Annotated in this window: 20 protein-coding genes; 18 read left to right on the plus strand and 2 right to left on the minus strand. The window is 35.1% G+C overall.

The features are described from left to right. Positions 1 to 74 precede the first annotated feature (74 nt). The 5 genes from ACOQOS_RS15055 to ACOQOS_RS15075 all read left to right on the plus strand — a co-directional run bounded on the left by ACOQOS_RS15055 (position 75) and on the right by ACOQOS_RS15075 (position 2,976). A complete protein-coding gene (locus ACOQOS_RS15055; protein ID WP_420571291.1) occupies positions 75 to 680 on the plus strand; it encodes a DUF4254 domain-containing protein in 606 nt (201 codons plus the stop codon). A 36-nt stretch (positions 681 to 716) separates the two neighbouring features. Beyond that, positions 717 to 1,763 (plus strand): glycosyltransferase family 9 protein, encoded by a 1,047-nt coding sequence (locus tag ACOQOS_RS15060; RefSeq protein WP_420571292.1) that lies wholly within the window; start codon positions 717 to 719, stop codon positions 1,761 to 1,763. Between the two features lie 20 nt (positions 1,764 to 1,783). After that, positions 1,784 to 2,377, plus strand: a complete 594-nt coding sequence (locus ACOQOS_RS15065) for a phosphopantetheine-binding protein (RefSeq protein WP_420571293.1) — start codon at positions 1,784 to 1,786, stop codon at positions 2,375 to 2,377. Between the two features lie 118 nt (positions 2,378 to 2,495). After that, entirely contained in the window at positions 2,496 to 2,651 is a 156-nt protein-coding gene (locus ACOQOS_RS15070; RefSeq protein ID WP_420571294.1) for a hypothetical protein, read from the plus strand. A gap of 148 nt (positions 2,652 to 2,799) precedes the next feature. Further along, entirely contained in the window at positions 2,800 to 2,976 is a 177-nt protein-coding gene (locus ACOQOS_RS15075) for a hypothetical protein (RefSeq protein ID WP_420571295.1), read from the plus strand. An 84-nt stretch (positions 2,977 to 3,060) separates the two neighbouring features. On the opposite strand, the gene ACOQOS_RS15080 is transcribed toward ACOQOS_RS15075, so the two are convergent. Then, a complete protein-coding gene (locus tag ACOQOS_RS15080) occupies positions 3,061 to 4,101 on the minus strand; it encodes a 2Fe-2S iron-sulfur cluster-binding protein (protein ID WP_420571296.1) in 1,041 nt (346 codons plus the stop codon). Between the two features lie 257 nt (positions 4,102 to 4,358). On the opposite strand from ACOQOS_RS15080, the gene ACOQOS_RS15085 reads away from it, so the two are divergent. Then, a complete protein-coding gene (locus ACOQOS_RS15085; RefSeq protein ID WP_420571297.1) occupies positions 4,359 to 5,846 on the plus strand; it encodes a DUF5687 family protein in 1,488 nt (495 codons plus the stop codon). 20 nt (positions 5,847 to 5,866) lie between these two features. Further along, positions 5,867 to 6,604, plus strand: a complete 738-nt coding sequence (locus tag ACOQOS_RS15090; protein WP_420571298.1) for an ABC transporter ATP-binding protein — start codon at positions 5,867 to 5,869, stop codon at positions 6,602 to 6,604. A gap of 190 nt (positions 6,605 to 6,794) precedes the next feature. Here the strand turns inward: ACOQOS_RS15090 and ACOQOS_RS15095 are convergent, their stop codons facing one another. After that, a complete protein-coding gene (locus ACOQOS_RS15095; RefSeq protein WP_420571299.1) occupies positions 6,795 to 7,484 on the minus strand; it encodes an SMI1/KNR4 family protein in 690 nt (229 codons plus the stop codon). Positions 7,485 to 7,745: 261 nt separating this feature from the next. Here ACOQOS_RS15095 and ACOQOS_RS15100 point away from each other — a divergent pair, with 261 nt between their 5' ends. From ACOQOS_RS15100 to atpA, 11 genes are all read left to right on the plus strand, one after another. Continuing rightward, on the plus strand, positions 7,746 to 13,958 hold the full coding sequence (locus tag ACOQOS_RS15100; RefSeq protein ID WP_420571300.1) for a LamG-like jellyroll fold domain-containing protein: 6,213 nt from the start codon (positions 7,746 to 7,748) through the stop codon (positions 13,956 to 13,958). A gap of 27 nt (positions 13,959 to 13,985) precedes the next feature. Beyond that, positions 13,986 to 16,916 carry a PQQ-dependent sugar dehydrogenase gene (locus tag ACOQOS_RS15105; RefSeq protein WP_420571301.1) on the plus strand — a complete coding sequence of 977 codons (2,931 nt, stop codon included), beginning with the start codon at positions 13,986 to 13,988 and terminating at the stop codon, positions 16,914 to 16,916. Positions 16,917 to 17,126: 210 nt separating this feature from the next. After that, on the plus strand, positions 17,127 to 19,652 hold the full coding sequence (locus tag ACOQOS_RS15110; protein WP_420571302.1) for a tetratricopeptide repeat protein: 2,526 nt from the start codon (positions 17,127 to 17,129) through the stop codon (positions 19,650 to 19,652). A gap of 42 nt (positions 19,653 to 19,694) precedes the next feature. Continuing rightward, entirely contained in the window at positions 19,695 to 20,105 is a 411-nt protein-coding gene (locus tag ACOQOS_RS15115) for a bactofilin family protein (protein WP_420571303.1), read from the plus strand. Next, positions 20,074 to 20,298 carry an AtpZ/AtpI family protein gene (locus ACOQOS_RS15120; RefSeq protein WP_420571304.1) on the plus strand — a complete coding sequence of 75 codons (225 nt, stop codon included), beginning with the start codon at positions 20,074 to 20,076 and terminating at the stop codon, positions 20,296 to 20,298. Before ACOQOS_RS15115 ends, ACOQOS_RS15120 begins: the two co-directional genes overlap by 32 nt. Before the next feature lie 3 nt (positions 20,299 to 20,301). Continuing rightward, a complete protein-coding gene (locus tag ACOQOS_RS15125; RefSeq protein ID WP_420571305.1) occupies positions 20,302 to 20,688 on the plus strand; it encodes a hypothetical protein in 387 nt (128 codons plus the stop codon). A 137-nt stretch (positions 20,689 to 20,825) separates the two neighbouring features. After that, the gene (gene atpB, locus ACOQOS_RS15130) at positions 20,826 to 21,896 is read left to right on the plus strand and encodes a F0F1 ATP synthase subunit A (RefSeq protein WP_420571306.1); all 1,071 of its coding nucleotides are present in this window, start codon (positions 20,826 to 20,828) and stop codon (positions 21,894 to 21,896) included. Positions 21,897 to 21,948: 52 nt separating this feature from the next. Next, a complete protein-coding gene (gene atpE, locus ACOQOS_RS15135) occupies positions 21,949 to 22,158 on the plus strand; it encodes an ATP synthase F0 subunit C (protein WP_114901988.1) in 210 nt (69 codons plus the stop codon). Positions 22,159 to 22,250: 92 nt separating this feature from the next. Continuing rightward, a complete protein-coding gene (locus tag ACOQOS_RS15140) occupies positions 22,251 to 22,745 on the plus strand; it encodes a F0F1 ATP synthase subunit B (protein ID WP_420571307.1) in 495 nt (164 codons plus the stop codon). Between the two features lie 10 nt (positions 22,746 to 22,755). After that, entirely contained in the window at positions 22,756 to 23,292 is a 537-nt protein-coding gene (atpH, locus tag ACOQOS_RS15145; RefSeq protein WP_420571308.1) for an ATP synthase F1 subunit delta, read from the plus strand. 12 nt (positions 23,293 to 23,304) lie between these two features. Next, on the plus strand, positions 23,305 to 24,882 hold the full coding sequence (atpA, locus tag ACOQOS_RS15150; protein WP_420571309.1) for a F0F1 ATP synthase subunit alpha: 1,578 nt from the start codon (positions 23,305 to 23,307) through the stop codon (positions 24,880 to 24,882). Positions 24,883 to 24,941 lie beyond the last annotated feature (59 nt).

Raw genomic sequence — 24,941 nt, forward strand, 5'->3', positions numbered from 1 at the left:
GCTGAAAAGCGGCTTTTTTTATTTCCTATACTAAATCAAATATTAGCGTATATTTGCATCAAAATAAAAGAATTATGTTTAGTGATCTAGCGAATAAAATATTTCAAGAAAGCATTGAAAAATATCACATCATTGATGATGTAGACCAACCATTTGAAAATCCTTATGCAAAAGATAAAATAGAACATCTACTTTACAGAAAAAATTGGATTGATACGGTACAATGGCACTACGAAGATATTATTAGAGATCCTAATATTGATCCTGTGGCAGCATTAAAGCTAAAAAGACTTATTGATGCTTCTAACCAAGATAGAACAGATACTGTTGAATACGTTGACAGTTATTTTCTTCAAAAATATAACAACGTTCAAGTAAAAGAATCGGCAACCATCAACTCAGAAAGTCCAGCATGGGCAATTGACCGTTTGTCAATCTTAGCTTTAAAAATATATCATATGCAAGAAGAAGCAGATCGTAAAGATGCTTCAGATGCACACAGAGCAAAGTGCCAAGAAAAGCTAAACGTTTTACTAGAACAACGTGTAGATCTTTCTACAGCAATAGATCAACTTATTGCTGATATTGAAAATGGTGATAAATACATGAAAGTATACAAACAAATGAAAATGTATAATGATGATGATTTAAATCCTGTACTTTACAACAAAAACAAATAAGCATATAAGTCTCAAAAGAAACGAAATATTCATACGATGATGCAGTCATCTTCGAAACACATTTTAGTCATACGTCTCTCTGCCATGGGAGACGTTGCTATGACTGTACCTGTCATAAAAGCCATGACACGTACATATCCAAATGTGAAAATCACTGTCGTTTCAAAGGCATTTTTAAAACCAATCTTTCAAAACATACCCAACGTATCTTTTTACACAGCAGACGTAAAAGGAAAGCACAAAGGAATCTTCGGATTATTCAAACTCTACAAAGAACTTAAAAAGTTGAATATTGATCTCGTTGCAGATTTGCATAATGTATTACGATCAAAAATTTTAGGACTTTATTTTAAACTTGGCGGATACAAAATTTGTAAAATTGATAAAGGACGCGCGGAAAAAAAAGCGTTAATCAAAACAGAAGGCAAAATATTTAAGCAACTCAAAACGACTCATGAGCGCTATGCGGATGTTTTTGCAAAATTAGGTTACACTATTAAACTTCAGGCAAAAGATGTACTAGCGCAGCTAGAAATGACCAAAAAGATAGCGTTATTTATTGGCGAAGATCAAAAAAAGTGGATTGGTATTGCTCCTTTTGCAGCTTTCGCTGGAAAAACCTATCCGACGTCACAAATGGAAGACGTTATTGCAAAGCTCAGTGAAACAAAAAAATATAAAGTTGTTCTTTTTGGTGGACCAGCAGATAAAAAACAATTAGCTGCTTGGGAGAACAAATTCAAAAACGTTATCAATTGCGCAGGATTATTTTCTTTTGACGAAGAATTGGTTTTAATATCCAATTTAGATGTAATGCTTTCTATGGATTCTGGAAATGCACACTTAGCAGCCATGTATGGTAGAAAAGTAGTAACCATTTGGGGAGTTACGCATCCGTACGCAGGTTTTTATCCGTACGGACAAGCTAAAGAAAATGCACTATTGGCAGACAAAGAACAATTTCCACTATTGCCAACATCTATTTACGGAAACAAATATCCAGAAGGATATGAAAACGTTATGAAAACGATTACACCACAAGCGGTTTTTGATAAAATTGTTCAAGTGATTGATGGTGTGTAAAGTCAAAAAATAACAATCTAATGAGTTTAGATTCTGTAGCATTATTAGTTTCAATAGAAGAACAATTTGGAATTGAAATTCCAGATGCCGAATGCGAAACAATTGCTACAGTGCAACAATTGGTTGAGGTTGTGTATAAAAAAATAAACATTCAGCCGAATCAAAAATGCATATCGCAACTCGTATTTTACAGACTGAGAAAAGCATTAGAGCAATTAGGAAATAACAGAAAAAACATCACACCAAATACCAAATTATCAGATTTACTATCTCAAACAAACTTAGCATCAGACTGGAAACAACTTGCAATTGCATTACAACTTCAAATTCCAGACTTAGTTGATTTAGACTTAGATAAAACCTTAAACAAGGAAGTGAAATTCTTCGGATTCAAAGTTTTTGAGCGCACAGAACCTGTAGCAGAAAACACCTTACGCAAATTTACAGACTGGATTATTTCTATGAATTTTGACAAACTAATTACTTCCAAAAATATCTCAGACACATATGAAGTTGAGAGAATTGTTTGTGGAATCATAGCATCGAGTACAGGAGTTCCTGTGAGTGAAATAGAACTACATTATTCACTCACAAACGATTTAGGAATTGACTAAAAACTCAGTTGTGACATTTTATAAAGCGTCAATGATCCTTTATAAAACGTCAATTGCATCATTTCTTTTTTCAAAGATTTGGCGGTTACTTGCAACCATTAACTAAAACTTTTATATTATGAAAAAAAGAAATCTTAACAGTTTCAAACTACGCAAAGAATCAGTATCATCATTAAGTCAAAACAGTGTAACAGGTGGAGCAGAACAAGAAGCTGCTAAAAAATCAAAAAGATGGTGGAACTGTCCACACAATTGTACTGCATATTGTAAGTAAACTTTGCTGAAAAATCATCAATAAGTATCATGCTTGTTGATGATTTTTTTAAATCAAAAAATGAACCCAGAAAATTAAATCAAACTTCGTGGGAACTTTTTTCAATTTTAATGCGTCTATATGAATATAACATTAAACCATTATTATTATGAAAAAAAGAAATTTAAAAAGTTTCAAACTACGCAAAGAATTAGTTTCTACCTTAACGGAAAAAACTTTAATGGGTGGAGCAGATGAAGGAAATGCGTTACCACAAGACGATCAGGTATTAAAATCAAAAAAATGGTGGAAATGTCCAAAGCATTGTACTGCGTATTGCGGGTAAACCTTAACAAAAATCATCAATGAGTGTCAAAACTTATTGATGGTTTTTTTATTTTCACAACTCACACCGAGCGCAGCCGAAGTGCTAAATATCATCAAAATCAACCTTAATTGTTGCCGTTGTTGGATGTGCCTGACACGCTAAAACCATTCCTTCTTCCAGTTCGCTATCAGTTAAAATCTGATTCTTTTCCATAATAGCTTTTCCTTCAGTAACTCTGCAAATACAACTACTACAAATTCCGCCTTGGCAAGAATATGGAGCATCAATTTTTTGCTTTAAAGCAGCGTCCAAAATCGTTTCGCTGGCATCCATATCAAATGTAAAATCTTCATCATCAACCGTAATAGAAATTGTTGACTTTCCAGTAACAGCTTCTGCTTCCGCATTCGTTTCAGAAGAAGCAGTAAACAATTCAAAATGAATTGCTTCTTCGGCAACATTATTTGCTTTTAAAGTATCAGAAACTGTATGAATCATCGCTTCAGGTCCGCAAATATAATAATGACTAAAATCAACATCTTTCATTTGATTCTTTACAACATAATTCACAGCAGTACTATCAATACGTCCTGGTAATGCGTTTTCGGCACGTGCTTGACTGTATGCAAATTTCAAATAAAAATTAGGATACTGTTCTGCCAACGCGATCAATTCGTCATGAAAAATAGTTTCTTCAGTAGATTTATTTCCATACAACAATGCCACTTTATTTCCGTAAGCCAAAGCGGTTTTCAAAATACTCATAATAGGTGTAATTCCACTTCCTGCAGCAAAAAGTGCAATGGCTCCTTGATGTGATGAAGGTGTGTAAATGAAATTTCCTTCTGGCGAATGTACCTCTAAAACAGTACCTTCTGTCAAATCTCTGTTGGCATACTTAGAAAAAGTTCCATCAACAACTTCCTTAATAGCTACTTTAAGCTTATTTTCCTTTGGTGTTGTACACAACGAATACGCTCTGCGAATTTCTTCACCATTCAATGTGGTTTTGATGGTAATATATTGTCCTGCTTTAAAAGAAAAAGAAGGTTGTAAGGCTTCTGGAACATGAAATTCAACGCTAACGGCGCTTGGTGTTTCTCTATGAATATGACGTACTTCTAATTGACGAAAATCTGACATGCTGCAATTTTTTAAATAAAAAATGATCGCTATTTGCGAATAATTGCGCAAAAGTAACAATCCTACAAGGGTTTTAAAACGATTTTAGTATAAATTATAGCTAAAAAATTCAATTTCAGTGATATTATACACTACTTTACAATAAATCATAGCCGCAAAATACGAGTGCTAAAAGCATCTTTTATCTTGCATGACAAAAATAAATTGTAACAAATCACAAAAACTACTACTAACAGGACAACCAATTCACATACATAATGGTCAAAAAATTTCTAAGCTTACAGTGGAAAGAATTTAAGCGATCTTCTTCTTTTCAAAAAGGAATAGCTATCAAAATATTACTTGCATTTGCAGCATTGTATTTTGGTGGAGCTGCAATTTTATTAGGTTCTGGTTTGTTTTTCATTCTAAGAAAAGCGTTTCCAGCAGAAGATCCGTTAATACTCGTTAATAACTTCATCATTTTTTGGTTTTTGTTCGATCTTGTTTTTCGATACTTCATGCAACAAATGCCAGTGATGAATGTAAAGCCATTAATGATTATTCCTATCAAACAAAAAACCATCATTCACTTTCTACTTGGAAAAACAATGGTATCGTTTTTTAACTTTTTACCATTACTTATTTTCATTCCGTTTTCCATTGTATTACTAGTGAAAGGATATCCACCATTAAGTGTCTTGCTTTGGTTTTTGTCGCTAGTAGCCATAACATTATCACTAAACTTTATCAACATACTGGTCAACAAAAGCAATACAGTTTTTTATATTGTTTTAGGTTTTTTAGCAACGCTCGCTGGATTGGAATACCTGTACATTAATGAGTACTTTAATACGTTTCAAGTCTCAGAAATCTGTGGAATGCTTTTCAATGGTTTATACAATTATCCGTACTTAATAATCATTCCAGTTGCTTTAGCGGCATTCTTATACTATTTAAACTTTCAATACTTAAACAAACGCTTCTATTTAGATGATGTCGTTTCTAAAAAAATAAAAGAAGTAAACGCGTCTGATCTTTCATGGATGAATCGTTTTGGAAAACTAGCAACATTCTTAAAAAATGACGTGCGAATGATTGCCAGAAACAAACGACCAAAGCAAGTACTATTTATGTCTGCCTTTTTTGTTTGCTACGGATTGTTCTTTTTTACACAAAGTGCCTATCAAGATAAACCAGCAGTAACAGCTTTTGCATCTATCTTTATCACGGCAGGATTTTTATTCTCCTTTGGACAATTAGTTCCTTCTTGGGATAGTGAACATTACAAAATGCTGATGAGTCAAAACATTCCATACAGAAAATACTTAGAATCAAAATGGTATCTAATGGTATTAGCAGTACTAATTTCGTTTATCTTAAGCACACCATACATTTACTTTGGTTGGGACAAATATGCTATCATTGCTGCAGGAGCTTCCTTCAACATCGGAATCAACTCGTTTGTAACACTATTTGGTGGCGCACTTAACAGAGTTCCTATAAAATTAAACGAAAAAGCAAAAGCATTCAGTAATACACAAGGTTTCAATCCTACACAATTACTCATTGCATTGCCAAAAATGTTACTACCGGTATTACTCTTTTACATTCCTTACGCCATATTTAGCTTAGAAGTAGGAATCATCACCTTGGCGGCCAGCGGAGTTGTTGGCTTAATATTTAGAAACTTTTTCCTATCACAAATAGAAAAAGTATATCAAAAAGGAAAATACAAAACCATTGAAGCTTTTGGCGAAAACTAATAACACAAACTTTTACGATCATGATTACAATCGATAATATATCAAAAACATACGGACAAAATACAGTTTTAAAAATAGACTCATTAAGCATTCCCAAAGGACAAAGTTTTGGTTTGGTAGGAAACAACGGAGCTGGAAAAACCACGCTTTTTAGTCTCTTACTAGATTTAATTCAGCCGTCAACTGGACACATAGAAAACAACGGTGTCAAAGTACACGAAAGCGAACAATGGAAACCGTTTACTTCGTCGTTTATTGATGAAAGTTTCCTAATTGGTTACCTAACGCCAGAAGAATACTTTTACTTTATTGGTGACTTACGAAATCAAAACAAAGCAGATGTGGATGCTTTATTGGCACAATTTGAAGACTTTTTCCACGGAGAAATTCTCAATCAAAAAAAATACCTGCGCGATCTCAGTAAAGGAAATCAAAAAAAGGCAGGAATTGTAGCATCATTCATCGGAAATCCAGATGTTATCATCTTAGATGAACCCTTTGCAAATCTTGATCCAACAACGCAAATTCGCCTCAAAGGCATCATCAAAAAACTAGCAGAAGACCAAAACACAACTGTATTGGTGTCTAGTCACGATTTAATGCATGTCACTGAAGTTTCCGACAGAATTGTGGTGCTAAACAAAGGAGAAGTGGTAAAAGATATTGTAACCTCAGAAGCTACACTCAAAGAACTAGAAGCCTTTTTTGCAGGTACCGAAGCTAGAATCTCTGAAGAAGGAACCTCTGAAGAAGAATAATTTGGGCGTTCCCACAATAACATAAAACCCGCATGGACATTGATCGAAGTCGAAATGCGGGTTTTATGTTATTGTGGTCAGGCTATTCGCGTTACACGGTAACTTGCTACTATCCTTAACGCAGTAAATATTCAATAGTAGTTTCGAGTTATAAAAGTTTAAAAATAAATAAAAACGGAACTCATATAAATTAGTTTTTCTTATCAAGAATGTCATTCAACCAATCTTCATAAAAATCTAAAAAATTTGCGGCTTCAAAAAAACTTGGAGCATAAAAAAAGTCGTAATACCCACGAATAAGCCTTCCACGATGTATTCCGTTTAACACAATTCCTAGGTAGCTATCACAGCCACAATGCGCAACAAATAAAATTCCAGCATACGCTGCTGCTTTCTTGTTTTCAAAAGCTTCATCAGTTTTTAAAGTTCTTGCTTCTTCATATAAAGAATTCCATTGTTTTTTAGTGGTTTCTGGAGTCAAAACAGTTTCCATATTCAAATAAGAAATCGTTGCTTCTTCAATAAAATGATCAAAATGGCCAAGTTCATACAATCCCTGATATGGACCTGCACCACCATTTCCAATATGAATCAAAAAACTGCGGTAACATTCGGGAAGTCGAATTGCATACTCTTTCTCAAAAGCGATTACTCTTAATTTAGATATTTTTGGCTGTAACTTATAATGATGTGAAGTAGCGCCAAAAACTGCTAAATCTTTATCTAAGGATTTGACTGTAATTAATTTTCGTCGAATGCGCTTAATTTGTAAAATATGTTCTGTGAAGTAATAAAATTTTAAAATTCTACATAGAAATACAATATTACGGATTCTGTTTTGATTAAAAAAAAGCGCTTTATAGGTTAAATTTAATTGCAATTACAAAAGAACTCAATCGATTGCGTAAATAGTAATAAAGTCAATGTTTACAGTGTGTAAGCAAAGACTTTTTACTTTCCGAAAACAATAATGTAAGATTAAAATTTCGTTTTTTGTAGTCTAAAATCTTCTTTAGCTTAAATTTATAATACGAAAAAAACAAAATTTGATATGTTTATAACATTTAACATTTAGAAACTGTAAAAAAAATTATTTTTGCGAAAAAGCAAAAATTCCCCTAATTACGAAAATCTACTCATTATGAAAATATGTATTGGCTTAGATGCAATATTTTTAAACATGTCTTTTTACAAAAGGATGTATTTATTAATATTGTGTTTATCTTATTTTAGTTTTTCCCAAGCACAAACAACAATTGCTCGCCAACAATTCAATAACGGTAGTGCAGTCGCCCAAATTTTGATTGCAGATCAAAATACTACAACCAACGTTACCACACATCAAGGAACTGATGATTGGGATTATACTGCTGTTTCAACAAATGGGCAAATTAGAGTCGTAAATACTGCAATAACAACGCCAGCTTCCAATGATTATTGTTTAGAATTTAAAAGCTATTGGGATAATCAACCTTACATTACACTTGCAGATCAAGATATAAGTGTTTATAACAGTGTTACATTTACAATAGCATATCACTCTTTGGGAGAACCTGAAAACAATGAAGATTTATGGTTAGACTATTCTTATTATGAATCAGGAGCTTGGGTTGATACTACAGTTCAACTAATAGATGGTGCTAACGGAACAGGAGATGCATTAGCTTTTGGAACAGACGGAACACTTACAAATCCTTATACGGTAGCAATTCCAGATACGGCAACTTCTTTTAGAGCAACAATTCGTTGTACTTTTCAAAATGCAGCAGGAGGAAACGATAACTACTACATAGACGATTTATCATTAGAAGGTACATTGTCTGTAACGCCACCGCAAGCAATCTGTAATGACATAACTATCAGTTTAGATGCTTTTGATAATGCTACAATTACAACCGCTGATATTGACAATGGCTCAACAGTAGACTCTGGAGCGCCAATGTTATCAATTGATAGAACAAGTTTTACCTGTACTGATCTTGGGACAAATACAGTAACCTTAACAGTAGAAGATACGAATGGTTTAACAGATAGCTGTATGGCTACTGTTACTGTAAATCCATATACAGGAAGTTTAATAGCGCCAACACTGCCAAACGTTAATGCATACTGTGATTATACTGCATCAGCAACAATTTCGTCATATCAATGTAGAACAATAACACCAACTACAAGTGATCCTGTAACTTTTACTGTAGCAGGAAACTATACGATCAATTGGTTGTATTATGATTCTGTAACAGGAAATTCTGATATTGCAGTCGAAAGTATAACAATTAATGCATTAACGGCACCAAGTAATATTACGACAAGTAATTTAGAATCTACGACAGCAACTGTAACTTGGGATGAGCTCACAGCAATACCAACATACGAACTAAGATACCGTGAAGTAGGTGCTACAAATTGGACGACGATACTTGCCGCAACTAATTCTGTAAATCTTACAGGCTTAAGCGCGAATACAAACTACGAAGTACAAGTAAGTGCTGTGTGTAACGGAAGTAATTCTGCGTTTTCAACTGTTTTTAACTTTACCACACTAGACCATGTATACTGTACACCAAATGTACCAAATACTGCTACAGGACATTACATTAATAGAGTTCGTTTTGGATCACAAGCACAAAACATTGATAACTCTTCTGGATACGACAATGGTTATGGAGATTACACTGCCAGTATCGCAGATGTAAACATAGGAAGTACAGAAACTATCCGAATAGACGTAAATAAAGATCAAAACTGGATGCAAGTAGGTTTTGCTGTTTGGATAGATTTAAATAATGATGGAGACTTTACCGATGCAGGAGAAGATGTTTGGTTTCAAGGAGGAACAGGAACCGCTGGAACAGTAGCAGGAAACTCAATATCAACAAGTTTTACAATTCCGGCAGATGCAAATGCGGGACTAACAAGAATGCGTATAGCATTCAGAAACTGGTGGCATCCCGATGATCCGTGCGACGGTTCTTTTGATGGAAACCTAGGAGAATACGAAGACTATTCAGTCAACCTAATTATAGATCCAACAACTCCTGCAGAAATTTCAGTTTCAGGAAATGGAAATACAATTAATGATGGCGCATTACTTGGTGACGTAACAGTAGACAACGCTACTGACTTTGGAGTATATGACATCTATGAAGGTGCTATCACGAAAGTATACACCATAAAAAATAACGGAGGATTAGATTTAAACTTAGTTGGTTCTCCAATCATTGAAATAACAGGAAGTGGTGATTTCTCTGTAACACAACCATCAGATCCTGTATTAAGTGTTGGTGAAAGTACAACATTCAATATAAGTTACAATCCTTCAACACTAGGAACTCATCAAGCAACCATCAGTATTGGAAATGATGATAGTGACGAAAATCCATATACATTTGTTGTACATGGAGAAGGTGTGCAAACCTTCCCAGATACCGACGGAGACGGTATTACTGACAATGTAGATATAGATGATGACAATGATGGGATACTAGATACGCTTGAAAATTCAGCATGTGGAAGCTTTATAAATTCAACACAAACGGAAGTAGTTTTTCTTAACGAAACCTTTGGTTCTGACTCAGGAACTCGTGTAGAAATTGATGCCTTTACCATTGGAGTATCTACAACATATTGTTATGAAGATGGTGCAGGAACTGGATGTCCTGCGGTTAATAATCCAACAAGTTTAAATGATGGAGAATACACTGTATATCATCAAATAGCAAACGGAGACGGAATAGATCAAACCCCAACAGACGATATCTCACAATGGGCTGATGCTTATTGGTATCTAGGAGAAGATCATACACCAGGAGATATTGATGGAAGAATGGCAATATTTAATGCCGATGAACAACCAGGAATATTTTTTGAAGCAGATGTAGTAGGAGTTACACCAAATGTGCCAATTACTTACGGATTCTCTGCTTTAAATATTGATAGAACAGATGCGCCAGACCTTGCAACAAGACAACGACCTGAAGTGCAAATACTTGTCTATGATCCTAACGGAAATCAAATAGCGACAGCAACTTCAGGATTAATTCCGCCAACATCGCCAGCAGGTGATTGGGTTGAAGTAAGTGCTACATTTACAACAACATTTACGCAATTTAGAGTGCAACTTGTTAACAGCCAATTAGGTGGAATAGGAAATGATTTGGCTATTGATGATATCTTTGTAAAACAGCTATTGTGTGACTCAGACGGCGACGGAATTTCAGATACTGTAGATTTAGATAATGATAATGACGGAATCCCAAATGTTGTTGAATTAAACTTGCCAGATAATGATAAAGACGGAACATTATTTAACGATACGGTAATTACGTGGTCTGATACAAACAATAACGGAATGCACGATGCATATGAAAGTATTACGTTGTTAGATTCTGATTTTGATGGAACACCAGATTATATTGACTTAGATTCTGACAACGACGGAATATTTGATAGTGTAGAGTATGACGGATTTGGAGATATCGACGTAAGCGGAGATGGAATTGGTGATGGAAGTGATAAAGACGATGAAGATCCAGCTACAGAAGCAGATGGTGACGGAATATTACCAATAATGGATTTAAATGATGATGGTGTAGGTAATGATCATGGAAGTAATGGTTACCCAACGCCAGAAGATAGCGATAATGACGGAATCCCAGATTATTTAGATGTAGATAGTAATGATGCAACCAACAATCCTGCTAACGGAACGGATATCAGTGGCACTATAAATGCTGCCTTAGATGCTGATAACGATGGAGATATTGATGGAACAGCAGATGTAGATGGTGATGGGATTTTAGATGCTTTTGATACTAACACAGCATACTATGGATCTCCTCGTGATTATGATGGTAAATATACGCTATTCTTTGACGGAAGAAACGATTATGTAGAAGATGATAATATTATAAGTGCTGGAGAAGCTACACTCATGGCATTTGTAAGAGTTACAGGAAACAATGCCACCAACTCGACACGTGTTGTCGTTGGACAACAAAACTTTTACTTTACTGTAAACGTAGACAATACGGTAAGTGTTTCATTAAATGGAGCTACCATAATAACCTCTACAACAACGATCAAAAACCTAATATGGACACATTTGGCAGTAGTAACGGATTCTTCGGGGAAAACAGCATTATTTATTAATGGAGAACAAGATGGATCTGATGGATCGGGACCTGTAAGCTTAGATACTTCAAATTTAACTATAGGAAGACTATCAGGAAGTGATGCCAATTATTTTGCGGGTGAAATTGAAGAAGTTCGCGTGTTTAATAAATCATTAACTTCGGCTGAATTACAACGTATGGTGTATCAAGAATTAGACGATACAAATAGCTTTGATAGTGGTCAAGTAATTCCTTATGAAATTTCTACTTCGTTAGGAACTTCACTATTAAAATACTACAAGATGGACGCTTTTAAAGATGATATCTTAGACAACAAAACAACAGTAACAGTTGATGAAAATACAGGTGCAAAAATTTACAACATAAAAAACATATATCCGCAAACGGCGCCACTTCCATACGAAACGCAAATAGATGGTGATTGGAGTGATTCAGCTACTTGGTTGCATGGTGATGTATGGGATATTACAAATGCGAGTACCAACAAAGATTGGTCTATAGTACATGTAAAAAACAACATTACAACTTCAAGCCAACATAAAGGTATTGGATTACTAGTAGATGCTGGTGCGAAAATAGATGTAGAAAGTGATGTAGAACTCCAAAACTCATGGTATTTAAGTCTTGATGGAGAAATTGATCTTCACGGAGAAGCACAACTCGTACAATCACCTACAAGTATATTAGTTGCTGGAGCTAACGGAAGACTAGAAAGAGATCAACAAGGAACAAGAAACTTGCATACTTATAACTATTGGTCATCTCCAGTACATTCAAACAATCCAAATGCAGATATTGATGGTGATGAAAGTTATACATTGCAAAACGTACTTATGGACGGAACTGATCCAGACAATCCGCAAGCGATTAACTTCGTTGCTGGACTTGATGGAAATGGAACTACTACACCAATTCAAGTTGCGGAATATTGGGTTTGGAAATTTGTAAATGGTTTAGATGACGACTATTCACTTTGGCAACATGTACAAAGTTCAGGTAGCTTAGCTGTTGGTGAAGGATACACAATGAAAGGACCTTCAACAGATGCCATAGCAAATGAGCAAAACTATACCTTTAGAGGTGTGCCAAACAACGGAACAATAACATTAGGTATTACTGGAGGAAATGACTATTTAGTTGGAAACCCATATCCTTCTGCTATTGATGGAAATGAAGTAATCAACGACAATACACATCTCAACGGAACACTATACTTTTGGGAGCATTACGGTGGAAACTCTCATACATTAGCAGAATATCAAGGTGGATATGGCTTATATAACCTTTCGGGAGGAACGCCAGCAATTGCTGATGCAGATGTTGATAGCGGCGGAACAGCACAAAAAACACCAAGAAGATACATTCCTGTAGGACAAGGATTCTTCGTGGTAGCAACTTCTAACGGTTCAGTCACTTTTGAAAACGATCAAAGAATATTTGTTACCGAAGCAGGAAACACCAATTCATGGTTTTACAGAAATGGAGACTCTGGAAGTGAAATCACTCGTAAAAATCAAAACTCTGATATTCCAGAAGATGTGCGTCCTAAATTTAGAATCAAATACCATTCTCCAGAAAACTATGAGCGTAATTTATTATTAACAATAGATGAAAATGCTTCTATAGAATACGATTGGGGTTATGATGGTGAACTCAACGAAGATAACTTAGAAGACATGGCGTGGTCTTTTAATGGTTCTAACTATGTTATTCAAGGAATTGATGCAATTTCAGAAACAACCGTTTTACCACTAAGTGTAAAAACTCAAAATGGTGGAATCATTGAAATAAGCATACATGCCTTAGAAAATGTAGAAGACGATGTAAACGTATTTGTTGAAGACACATATAATGGTACTTTCCATAATTTGCGTGATGGAAACTATCTGACTACGGTTACAGCAGGCGTTGTTGCAGATCGATTCAGAATTACTTTTGCTCAAAATATCTTATCTGTAGACGAATTTCAAATAGCAAAAGACTTAATTGTACATTACAACACGAATGATGATACACTGATCATCAAAAACCCAAAGAATCATAACTTAAACGCATTACATGTGCATAATTTACTTGGGCAATCTTTATTCACAGAAAAATTGAATTCTGCACTGTCAGAAATAAAAATTCCGATGTCTATCAAGACAGGAGTATATATATTTACGATAGAAACCCAAAGAACGAATATTACCAAAAAACAAATAATAAATAATAAATAACCCAAATTTTTTTAAACCTACTTACATATGTATAAAAAAATACTCTTTATTACACTACTTTGTGTATCATATACTTTTGCCCAAGGTCCAATGACGCCGCTTCCAACTGCTGTAACTTCTGGTTCAGATTGGGATACGTCAACGCTTACAGCAGATTTTGCTTTTGACTTTCCTTGGGAAATAACTTACGGACCTGACGACAATCTGTGGCTTACAGAACGTGTTGGGGAAAAAATAGTACGTATTGGAACTAATGGCGGAGCAATTACAACCATGATTGATCTTAGTAGTAAAGTAACCAACGCCAAACAAGGTGGATTAATGGGAATGGCAATTCATCCTGCACTATATGCTGATATCACAACTACTACCAACAATTATGTATATGTAGCTTATACGTATACTGACAATGGTTTAAAAGTGAGATTGGCGCGATTAGTCTACAATAATGCTACAGGAACACTAACAGAAGATACTTCTTTAGATGCCAATGGAGCAATCTTAGAAGGTTTGCCAGGAAGCGCAGATCACAACTCTGGTAGATTGATTATTGGACCAGATTTAAAAATATATTATACGATAGGAGATCAAGGAGCCAATCAATTTGAATACTCTTGCGATCCTGTATTATCTCAAGTATTGCCAACGTCTGCTACAGACTACGCAAACTATCCTGGAAAAACACTACGAATTAACTTAGATGGTTCTGTACCAACAGACAACCCAACGTTTAACAATGTGCAAAGTCATGTATATACTTATGGACATAGAAATGCACAAGGAATTATCTTTGCTCAAGACGGAACTTTATACAATTCAGAACACGGTGCCAAAGTTGATGACGAAATCAACATTGTACATGCAGGAAAAAATTATGGTTGGCCAGAAATTGCAGGATATTACGATAATATGGCATATACATACTGTAACTGGTCATCATTAGGAGGCGCTTGTAATGCAAATAACTTCAGCGATCATAATTGTCCAGTTGGAGCAACAACTGCAACAGAATACGAATCATATCCTACTGTAAATGATGTTCCAGTTAATTTTCAGCCGCCGATAGGAACATATGGAAGTACAACCGCAACAGATCCGCAAGGAGGTTGGTTTACATGGCCATCAGTAGCGCCATCAGGAATTGACATTCACGAAGCAAACAACATTCCTGGATGGGGACGATCTTTACTAATTCCAACACTAAAAAAAGGAACGATCTATCGTGCAAAAATAACGGCTAGCGGAGACGATATTGTAGGAGATAGCTATGAAGAATTTCACTCCTCAAATGATCGCTACAGAGATGTAGCTATATCTCCTGATGGACTAACGATTTATGCTATTACCGACAATGCTGGAGGAACTTCAGGACCTTCTTCTACAAGTGGAGTATCTATTGAAAATGGAGGAACAATCATAAAAATTGAATATGTAGGAGCAACAGTGGCAAATCCGCCAGTGGCCAATTGCCAAGACATTATAGTAACACTTAATGCTACTGGAAACGCTACTATTACGGCTTCTCAAATAGACAATGGTTCTACAGGTGGCGCAGCAGGAATTAGCGGAATCACAATCAATAGAGATACTTTTGATTGTACAGACGTAGGAACACCACAAACAGTTTGGTTAACAGTAACTGACAATGATGGAAATGAAAGTAGGTGTTCTGCTGCAGTTACAGTACAACCAAATGCAAACCCAGATCCAATTGTAGCACCTACATTAGATAATATTGTAAGTAACTGTGAAGTTACGGCAGTAGCACCAACAGCAATTACAAACGGATGTGTTGAAATTACAGCAACAACTACCGATCAAACAACATATACTGCAGGTCAAAGCGGAACAATCACTTGGTCTTTCAATGATAACGGAAACATTGTAACGGCTATGCAAAACGTAACGGTAAATGCAATTCCGATTCCTGCCAATGTTATGATTACGCCAGGAGCAACTACTGCAGATATAACTTGGGATGCTATTGACGATGTTACTTATGATGTGCGTTATCGTCCGACAAGTTCGGGAGTATGGACAAATGTGGTGACAACAACTAACATGATTACACTTTCAGGATTGTCTATTTTGACCGATTATGAAATTGAAGTGCGTAGTAACTGTGGTTCAAGTCAGTCTATATATAGTTTTCCTGAATATTTTACGACTACGTCAATCACATATTGTACACCTACGGTAGATTTTTATGCGGATGATTTCTACATTAGCAATGTAACATTAGAAGATACAGGAGCTACTATTATGAGTCACTCTTCTAATGCATCAGATGATGTGATGGGATATTCTGATCATACAAATCTTGCGCCGACAGATTTAGATATCGACGGAACATATGATATTGATATTACACTCTTAAATACACATCCTTGGAACAAAACGACAGGACATTCTGTTTGGATTGATTACAATCAAGATGGAGACTTCGATGGTCCAAATGAACGTGTTTGGGGAACGACGGCTGGAGATGATTTATTTCCATACAATGCAGTAGCACAAGGAAGTTTTACGGTGCCAAGTTCAGCATTATCTGGTATAACTAGAATGCGTATCGCGTCTCGAACTTACTATACAGGATCAAATCCGTGTCATTTAGATTTCGATGGAAACAATGGAGGAGAATTCGAAGATTACAGTGTCAATATTGTGGGAAGTACACTTTCTAATGATGAGGTTTCAACAGTAAACGCTATAAAAATCTTTCCAAACCCTGTAAAAGATATTGTAAATATTGCGTTACCGTCAGTATATCAAAATGCAAGTGTGACACTAACATTGCATGATGCGCAAGGAAGAATATTGCTTCAAGAAGAAATGCAAACTACTGTTGGAAATATTATAAAATTCAATGGAATGAAAAATGTGAGTGAAGGACTCTACTTCTTAGAAATAAAAACACCAAATCAAACATTATCTGTGAAAAAACTAATGAAGTTATAGATTTCATAAGATATCATATAAAAACTCCCAAAATCAAACCATTTGATTTTGGGAGTTTTTCTTTTTCATCAAAAATCAAGGCAACCTAGCAACGCAAAACCCACATTTTACCTATCATTTTGTCAAATTTTTCAAAAAGAAATGTATTTTTACCCTTCTGTATACTAAATGCTTAAGATTTTAGTTTAAGAAATACAAAAAAGATCGACCTTGAAGAAAACAGTATATATATCGGTAACCATATCAGTACTAGGGTTTTTACTCTTTAGCTGTTCTACCAAAAAGAACTCATTCATCAACAGAAGTTTTCATTCTGTCACTACAAAATACAATGTGTTATTCAATGGAAAAGTAGCCTTAGAAGAAGGACGTGAAGCCTTGATGAACGCTTACATTGACAACTATTGGGAAATTCTTCCTGTAGAACGTATGGAAATCCTAGATGATTTAACGCTTCCAGGACAAGGTGGGAAAAATCCAAACTTTGAAAAGGCAGAAGAAAAAGCAGTAAAAGCGATTCAGAAACATTCTATGGATATCAAAGGTCGTCAGCGCAATCCGCAAATGGACGAAGCATATCTATTACTTGGAAAAGCAAGATACTTTGATCAACGTTTCATTCCTGCTCTGGAAGCTTTCAATTACACCATTGGTGAATATCCTGATAGTGACAAAATCAACCAAGCAAAAATCTGGAGAGAGAAAACATATCTTCGTTTAGAAAATGAAGAATTCGCCATTGCCAATTTGAAGAGAATCATAAAGTTTGAAAAACTAAAAGATCAAGAATATGCAGATGCAAATGCAGTTTTAGGACAAGCATACATCAATCTTAAACACAAAGATAGCGCTGTACAAGCACTAAAACGTGCAGCTTCTACAACAAAAATCCGTGAAGAACAAGGACGTTATAACTATATTATTGGTCAATTGTTTAATAGATTAGGTCACAAAGACAGTGCTAATATTGCTTTTGATAAAGTAATTGATTTAAATAGAAAATCGCCAAGAGTCTACATGATCAATGCAAAAATTGAAAAAGCTAAAAATTTCGATCTAGAAACTGGAAACAAAGAAGAATTCTTAGAAATGCTAAATGACTTAGCTGAAGATCGTGAAAACAGACCGTTTTTAGATAAAATATACCGTCAACTAGGAGAATATCATCTATCGCAAGATTCGTTAAAATTGGCAGAAGAATATTTTAACAAATCAGTTCGTAAAGCTACGACAGACAAGTATATTAAAGCATTAGATTACGAAAACTTAGCAGCATTACGTTTCGATGATGCCAACTACAAAGATGCTGGAAAATACTTCGATAGTACGTTATCAAATTTGGAAAAAAACACACGCAAATTTAGAAGAATTGAAAAGAAAAGAGCAAATCTAGATGATGTAATTGCGTACGAAGATGTAGCTCAAAAAAATGACAGCATTCTCAAATTAGTAAATTCTTCAGATGATGAAAGAACAGCGTATTTCCAAGCATACATTGACGAATTGAAAGCCGAAGAAGAAGCAAAAAGAGAATTAGAAGAACAAAAACAAAGCTTTGCTAACAATGAGTTTGCTTCTAGCAGAAACTCAGGTCCAAAAAACTCAGGAGGAGAATTTTACTTTTACAATCAAACAACGGTTGCGTATGGTAAAAATGAATTCCGCAAAAGATGGGGCGATCGTACACTAGAAGATAATTGGCGTTTGTATGATAAAAACGTAATTATAAACACAACTGCAGAAACAGCTGCTGCCTCGGGTACAGAAAGTAAAGGTGCGGAAGATATCTACTCGGTAGCTTTTTATACGGATAAAATTCCAACAGACGAAAAAGTAATAGATAGTATTGGGAAAGAACGAAACTTTGCCTACTATCAATTGGGATTAATCTACAAGGAGAAATTTAAAGAATATGAATTGGCAGCCAATCGATTGGAGCAACTATTGCAAAACAATCCTGAAGAAAAACTAATTCTACCATCAAAATACAATCTGTACAAAATATATGTACTATTAGAACAGCCAGGTAAAGCAGATCAATGGAAAACAGATATTTTGAGCAATCATGGCACTAGTCGTTATGCGCAAATCTTACGCAATCCGCAAGATGTAATTGCTTCTGACGAAAACAGTCCTGAAAGTCTGTATGCAAACACCTATAAAAAGTTTGCTAGCCAAGAATTAGAAGGCGCACTCAACGATACTGAAAAATACATTCGTCAATTTACGGGTGAAGAAATCGTGCCAAAATTTGAAATGTTGAAAGCAGTAATCATTGGACGATTAGATGGTTTTATTGCTTACAAAGAAGCACTGAACTATGTAGCGCTAAACTATCCAAACGATGACGAAGGAAAACGTGCGCAGCAAATTGTTACAACTTCATTGCCAAAAATAGCCAATAAGGCAGTGATAAATGATGACAAATCAAAAAGCTTCAAAATCATTTATGCTTTCCAGAAAAATGATACTGAAGCTATGGAAGCGCTCGAAAAAACAATAGCACAAGCCATTGAAGATACAGGATACGGTTCACTTTCTGTTTCTAGAGATGTATACAGTAGAAGTCAGCACTTTATTGTTATTCACGGATTCAAAACAAAATTAGCCGCTGTTACCGTAGAAGACATGTTGGAGTCGAAAGAAGAATATGCCGTTAAAAAGGAAAACACCATTCTATCTGCTGAAAATTACCAAACCGTACAAATTCACAAAAATTTAGACGAAGTAAAATAACAATAGCCAAATCAAATAGTAATCCCTCAAACCAACAAAACCATGTTTTCAGAATCTAAAAAAAAGCGTAGTGGCGAAACTACACGTGGACAATCGAATCGAATTGGAAAATCAACCAATATCAAAGGCGATGTCGTCTCTAAAGCCGATTTTAGAATTGATGGAAAACTCGAAGGAAGTGTAGAAACTTCAGGGAAAATTGTTATTGGAGCTAGTGGAGTCATTACAGGAAAAGTAATTTGTGCAAATGCTGATATTGAAGGACGTTTTGAAGGAGAATTATTGGTTTCTAACTTGCTTACGCTAAAAAGTACTGCAACTATTGAAGGTGAAGTAACAGTAAGTAAACTATCTATTGAGCCTGGAGCTACTTTTAATGCGACCTGTGTGATGAAAACTGGTGTTAAAGAACTCAAGTCAAGTGAAGGAAAAAAAGCCGAAAAAACAGCTTAAAAGCTATGTAAGATTCACGGGAATTGCATTTCAAATGGCAGTTGTCATTGGACTTGGTGTATATCTTGGAATGTGGCTTGATGAAAAATATCCAAACAAACACAAACTCTTTACCATTGTATGTTCATTAGTATTTGTAAGTTTGTCTATGTGGCAAGTAATACGCCAGCTTAAAAAATTCAACAAAGACTAAACAGTGAAACAAACTATACTCAAATTCGCTACGCATTTCTTTATTTTTACTATTGCGCTTTTCGCGATACATCAACTATTGCACTCATTTGTATTAACGGAGACTAAGTTTTATTACAATCCTTGGAGTATTCATATATTTCTCTTTCTAATTACACTTTTATTATACATTGCAGTTGCATACATAAAAACCATCTTTGCGGAAAAAGCGGCATTGGCATTCTTGGGAGGAAGCTTCCTAAAAATGATGGCAGGGATTTTATTTCTCGTTCCTTTTTTCAAAAACAAAGACTACTTTAACATTGAAAATGTACTAGCATTTTTCATTCCTTATTTTTTCTACCTAGCTTTTGAAGCATACTATGTTTTAAAGCTAATAAATGATAAATAAAGGACTCCGCGAGATGCTTTCAAAAAAACTTTTCAGGGAATCAAAAAAAAAATAGTTATTAACGTTGTATTGTTAATTAAAAACTTACCTTTGCACCGAAATTTAGGAACCATATATTTATATATAATACAATAAATATGATAGCTAAAAAATCTATCAAGAATCTAATTCTAGCAGTACTTTTTGCATTACCACTATTCGCAACAGCAGGTGGAAGCTCAGAAAAGGGAAAAGAAAAAGAGTTTAACGTAGTAGAAATGATCATGCATCATATTGCTGATTCTCACGAATGGCATATATATGGAGAAGGCGATGAGTCCGTATCCATTCCACTACCCGTAATATTATATACAGACAATGGTTTGGTAACCTTTATGTCTAGTGAATTTCATCACGACGATTCAGGTCACCACATTGTAACGAAGAATGGAATGAACTTCGTTAGAAATCATGGAAAAATTTACCAATTAGATGCTGGTCAGAAAGAGGTGAATTTCGACCATGAAACACATGCCATTACTAATGGTAAAAAACCATTAGACTTCTCTATTACAAAAAACGTAACGTCAATGTTTATATCAATCATTTTGATATTATTAATATTCACAAGCATTGCGAGATCATACAAAAAATCATTAGTTCCAACAGGATTTGCTGGATTAATGGAGCCGCTAATTCTTTTCGTAAGAGACGATATAGCAAAATCATTAATCGATGAGAAAAAGTACATGAAATATGTACCTTACTTATTAACGTTGTTCTTCTTTATTTGGGTAAACAACTTATTAGGTTTAGTACCAACGGGAGCAAACCTTACAGGAAACATCGCAACAACAATGGTATTAGCAGTGCTAACATTATTAATTGTAAACTTTAGCGGTAATGCACACTACTGGAAACACATCTTTTGGATGCCAGGTGTTCCTGCTCCAATCAAATTAGTGTTAGCTCCAATTGAATTTGCTGGAATCTTTATCAAGCCATTTGCATTAATGATTCGTTTATTTGCAAACATTACGGCAGGACACATTATTATATTAAGCTTAATTTCATTAATATTTATTTTTAAATTGGCGGGAACGCCGTCAATTTTATTAGCAATATTTATTATGATTTTAGAATTTGTGGTAGCATTTGTACAAGCATATATATTTACATTCTTAACAGCACTATTTATTGGAATGGCTGTTGAAGATGCACATCACTAGAAAGAGTAAAAGAAATAAAAACATAAAGAATTAATTTTTAAATTTTATTATTATGATTGGTAGTATCGCAGCATTAGGAGCTGGACTTGCAGTATTAGGAGTAGGTCTTGGTATCGGAAAAGTTGGTGGACAAGCAATGGAAGCTATGGCTAGACAACCAGAAGCAGCAGGTAAAATACAAACAGCAATGATTATTGCTGCAGTATTTATCGAAGGTGCAGGAATGTTTGGTATCGTAGTATCATTATTAGGTCTTAGATAATCTAACTAGAAAACATAACTCTTGTAGTACGGTTGGTACTACAAGAGTTATTACTATTAAAATTTAAAGAAAAAGATAAATAATACAATACTATGGATTTAACTACACCAGCAATTGGATTGTTATTTTGGGTAACTGTTGCTTTCTTAGCATTAGTAGTAATTCTAAGAACTGCAGCATGGAAACCAATTTTAGGAGCTGTAAAAGATAGAGAAGATTCTATCAGAAACGCACTAGAAGCAGCTGAAAATGCAAAGAAAGAAATGCAAAACTTGCATGCTGATAACGAAAAGTTACTAAAAGAAGCAAGAGCAGAAAGAGAAGCAATGTTAAAAGAAGCACGTGAGATCAAAGAAAAAATGATCGCAGATGCTACAGGAGAAGCAAAAGAGCAAGCAAACAAAATGATTGCACAAGCTCAAGAAAGCATCCGAAGTGAAAAACAATCTGCTTTAGCTGAATTGAAAAATCAAGTAGCGAACATTTCTGTAGAAATTGCAGAGAAAGTAGTACGTGAAGAATTAGCAGACAAAGACAAGCAATTATCTTTAGTAGATAAAATGCTTGGTGACGTTACATTAAACTAATAAGAACACAATGGCAGGATCTAGAGCAGCAATACGTTATGCAAAAGCAATCTTAGGATTAGCACAAGAGCAAAATGCAGGAGAAGCTGTAGCGAAAGATATGGACAGCATCGTAAAAACTGTAGAAAACAGTAAAGATTTACGATTGATGCTAAACAGTCCTATAGTAAAGTCTGAAACTAAAAAAGCAGCCTTACAAGAAATCTTTACAGGAATGCATTCTGTATCTGAAGGAGTAATAGATATGTTAGTGTCTAACAAGCGAATTGACTTATTAGATAACATAGCTGTTCAATATTGTAACTTATTCGATCAATTACAAGGAAAACAAGTTGCCATAGTAACGACAGCAGTTCCTTTAACAGATGGTTTAAGAGACAAAGTACTAGCTAAGGTGAAAGATCTTACGAATAACGAAGTAACAATAGAAAACAAAATCGACGAAAGTATTATCGGTGGATTCATCCTACGTGTGGGCGATTTGCAATACAATGCAAGCATCGCAAACCAATTGAATACATTAAAACGAACTTTCTCTCAAAATTAAATACTAAATAAAATGGCAGAAGTTAAAGCTGCTGAGGTATCAGCAATATTAAAAAAACAACTATCAGGATTTGAAGCTACAACTTCTCTTGACGAAGTTGGAACTGTACTACAAGTAGGTGATGGTATCGCTCGTGTTTACGGATTAGCTAACGCTCAATACGGAGAATTAGTTGAATTCGAAACAGGAATGGAAGGTATCGTATTGAACCTTGAAGAAGACAATGTTGGTGTGGTATTATTAGGACCTTCTAAAGAAATTAAAGAAGGAGCTACTGTAAAGCGTACACAACGTATTGCTTCTATTAAGGTAGGAGAAGAAATGGTAGGACGTGTAGTTGATACGTTAGGAAACCCAATCGATGGAAAAGGTCCAATTGGAGGTGATTTATATCAAATGCCTTTAGAGCGTAAAGCACCTGGAGTAATTTTCCGTCAACCAGTAAACGAACCATTACAAACAGGAATCAAATCTATTGATGCAATGATTCCAGTTGGTAGAGGACAACGTGAGTTGGTAATTGGTGACCGTCAAACAGGAAAAACTACAGTATGTTTAGATACAATTCTTAATCAAAAAGAATTCTATGATGCTGGAGAACCTGTATTTTGTATCTATGTAGCTATTGGACAAAAAGCGTCTACAGTTGCAGCGATTGCAAAAACATTAGAAGAAAAAGGAGCCTTAGCATATACAGTAATTGTAGCAGCTAACGCATCAGATCCTGCACCAATGCAGGTATATGCACCATTCGCTGGAGCAGCAATTGGAGAATATTTCCGTGATACAGGTCGCCCTGCATTAATCGTGTATGATGATTTATCAAAACAAGCGGTTGCATACCGTGAGGTATCATTATTATTACGTCGTCCACCAGGACGTGAGGCGTATCCAGGAGACGTTTTCTACCTTCACTCAAGATTATTAGAGCGTGCGGCAAAAGTAATTGCTGATGATGATATCGCAAAAGACATGAATGATTTACCAGAATCATTAAAGCCAATCGTAAAAGGTGGTGGATCGTTAACAGCGTTACCAATCATTGAAACGCAAGCAGGTGACGTATCAGCCTATATTCCAACAAACGTAATTTCGATTACTGATGGACAGATTTTCTTAGAATCTGATTTATTTAACTCTGGTGTACGTCCAGCGATTAACGTAGGTATCTCGGTATCTCGTGTAGGAGGTTCGGCGCAGATTAAATCAATGAAAAAAGTAGCAGGTACTTTAAAACTTGACCAAGCTCAGTTCCGTGAATTAGAAGCATTCGCGAAATTTGGTTCTGACTTAGATGCAGCTACATTAAACGTAATTGAAAAAGGAAAGCGTAACGTAGAAATCTTAAAGCAAGCACAAAACGATCCATACACAGTAGAAGATCAGGTTGCTATTATCTACGCTGGTTCTAAGAACTTATTAAGAGATGTTCCTGTAGATAAAGTAAAAGAATTTGAAAGAGATTTCATTGAGTTCTTAAACGCAAAACACAGAAACGTTTTAGATACTTTAAAAGCAGGGAAATTAACAGACGAAGTTACAGACACATTAACAACTGTTTGTAAAGAAATGTCTGCGAAATATAACTAACATATAGTTAAGAGTTAAAAAGTTATGAGTTTAGAGTTTGTTTCAAAGTACAGGCTCTA

The organism is Kordia sp. (assembly GCF_965224175.1).
Lineage (GTDB): Bacteria > Bacteroidota > Bacteroidia > Flavobacteriales > Flavobacteriaceae > Kordia.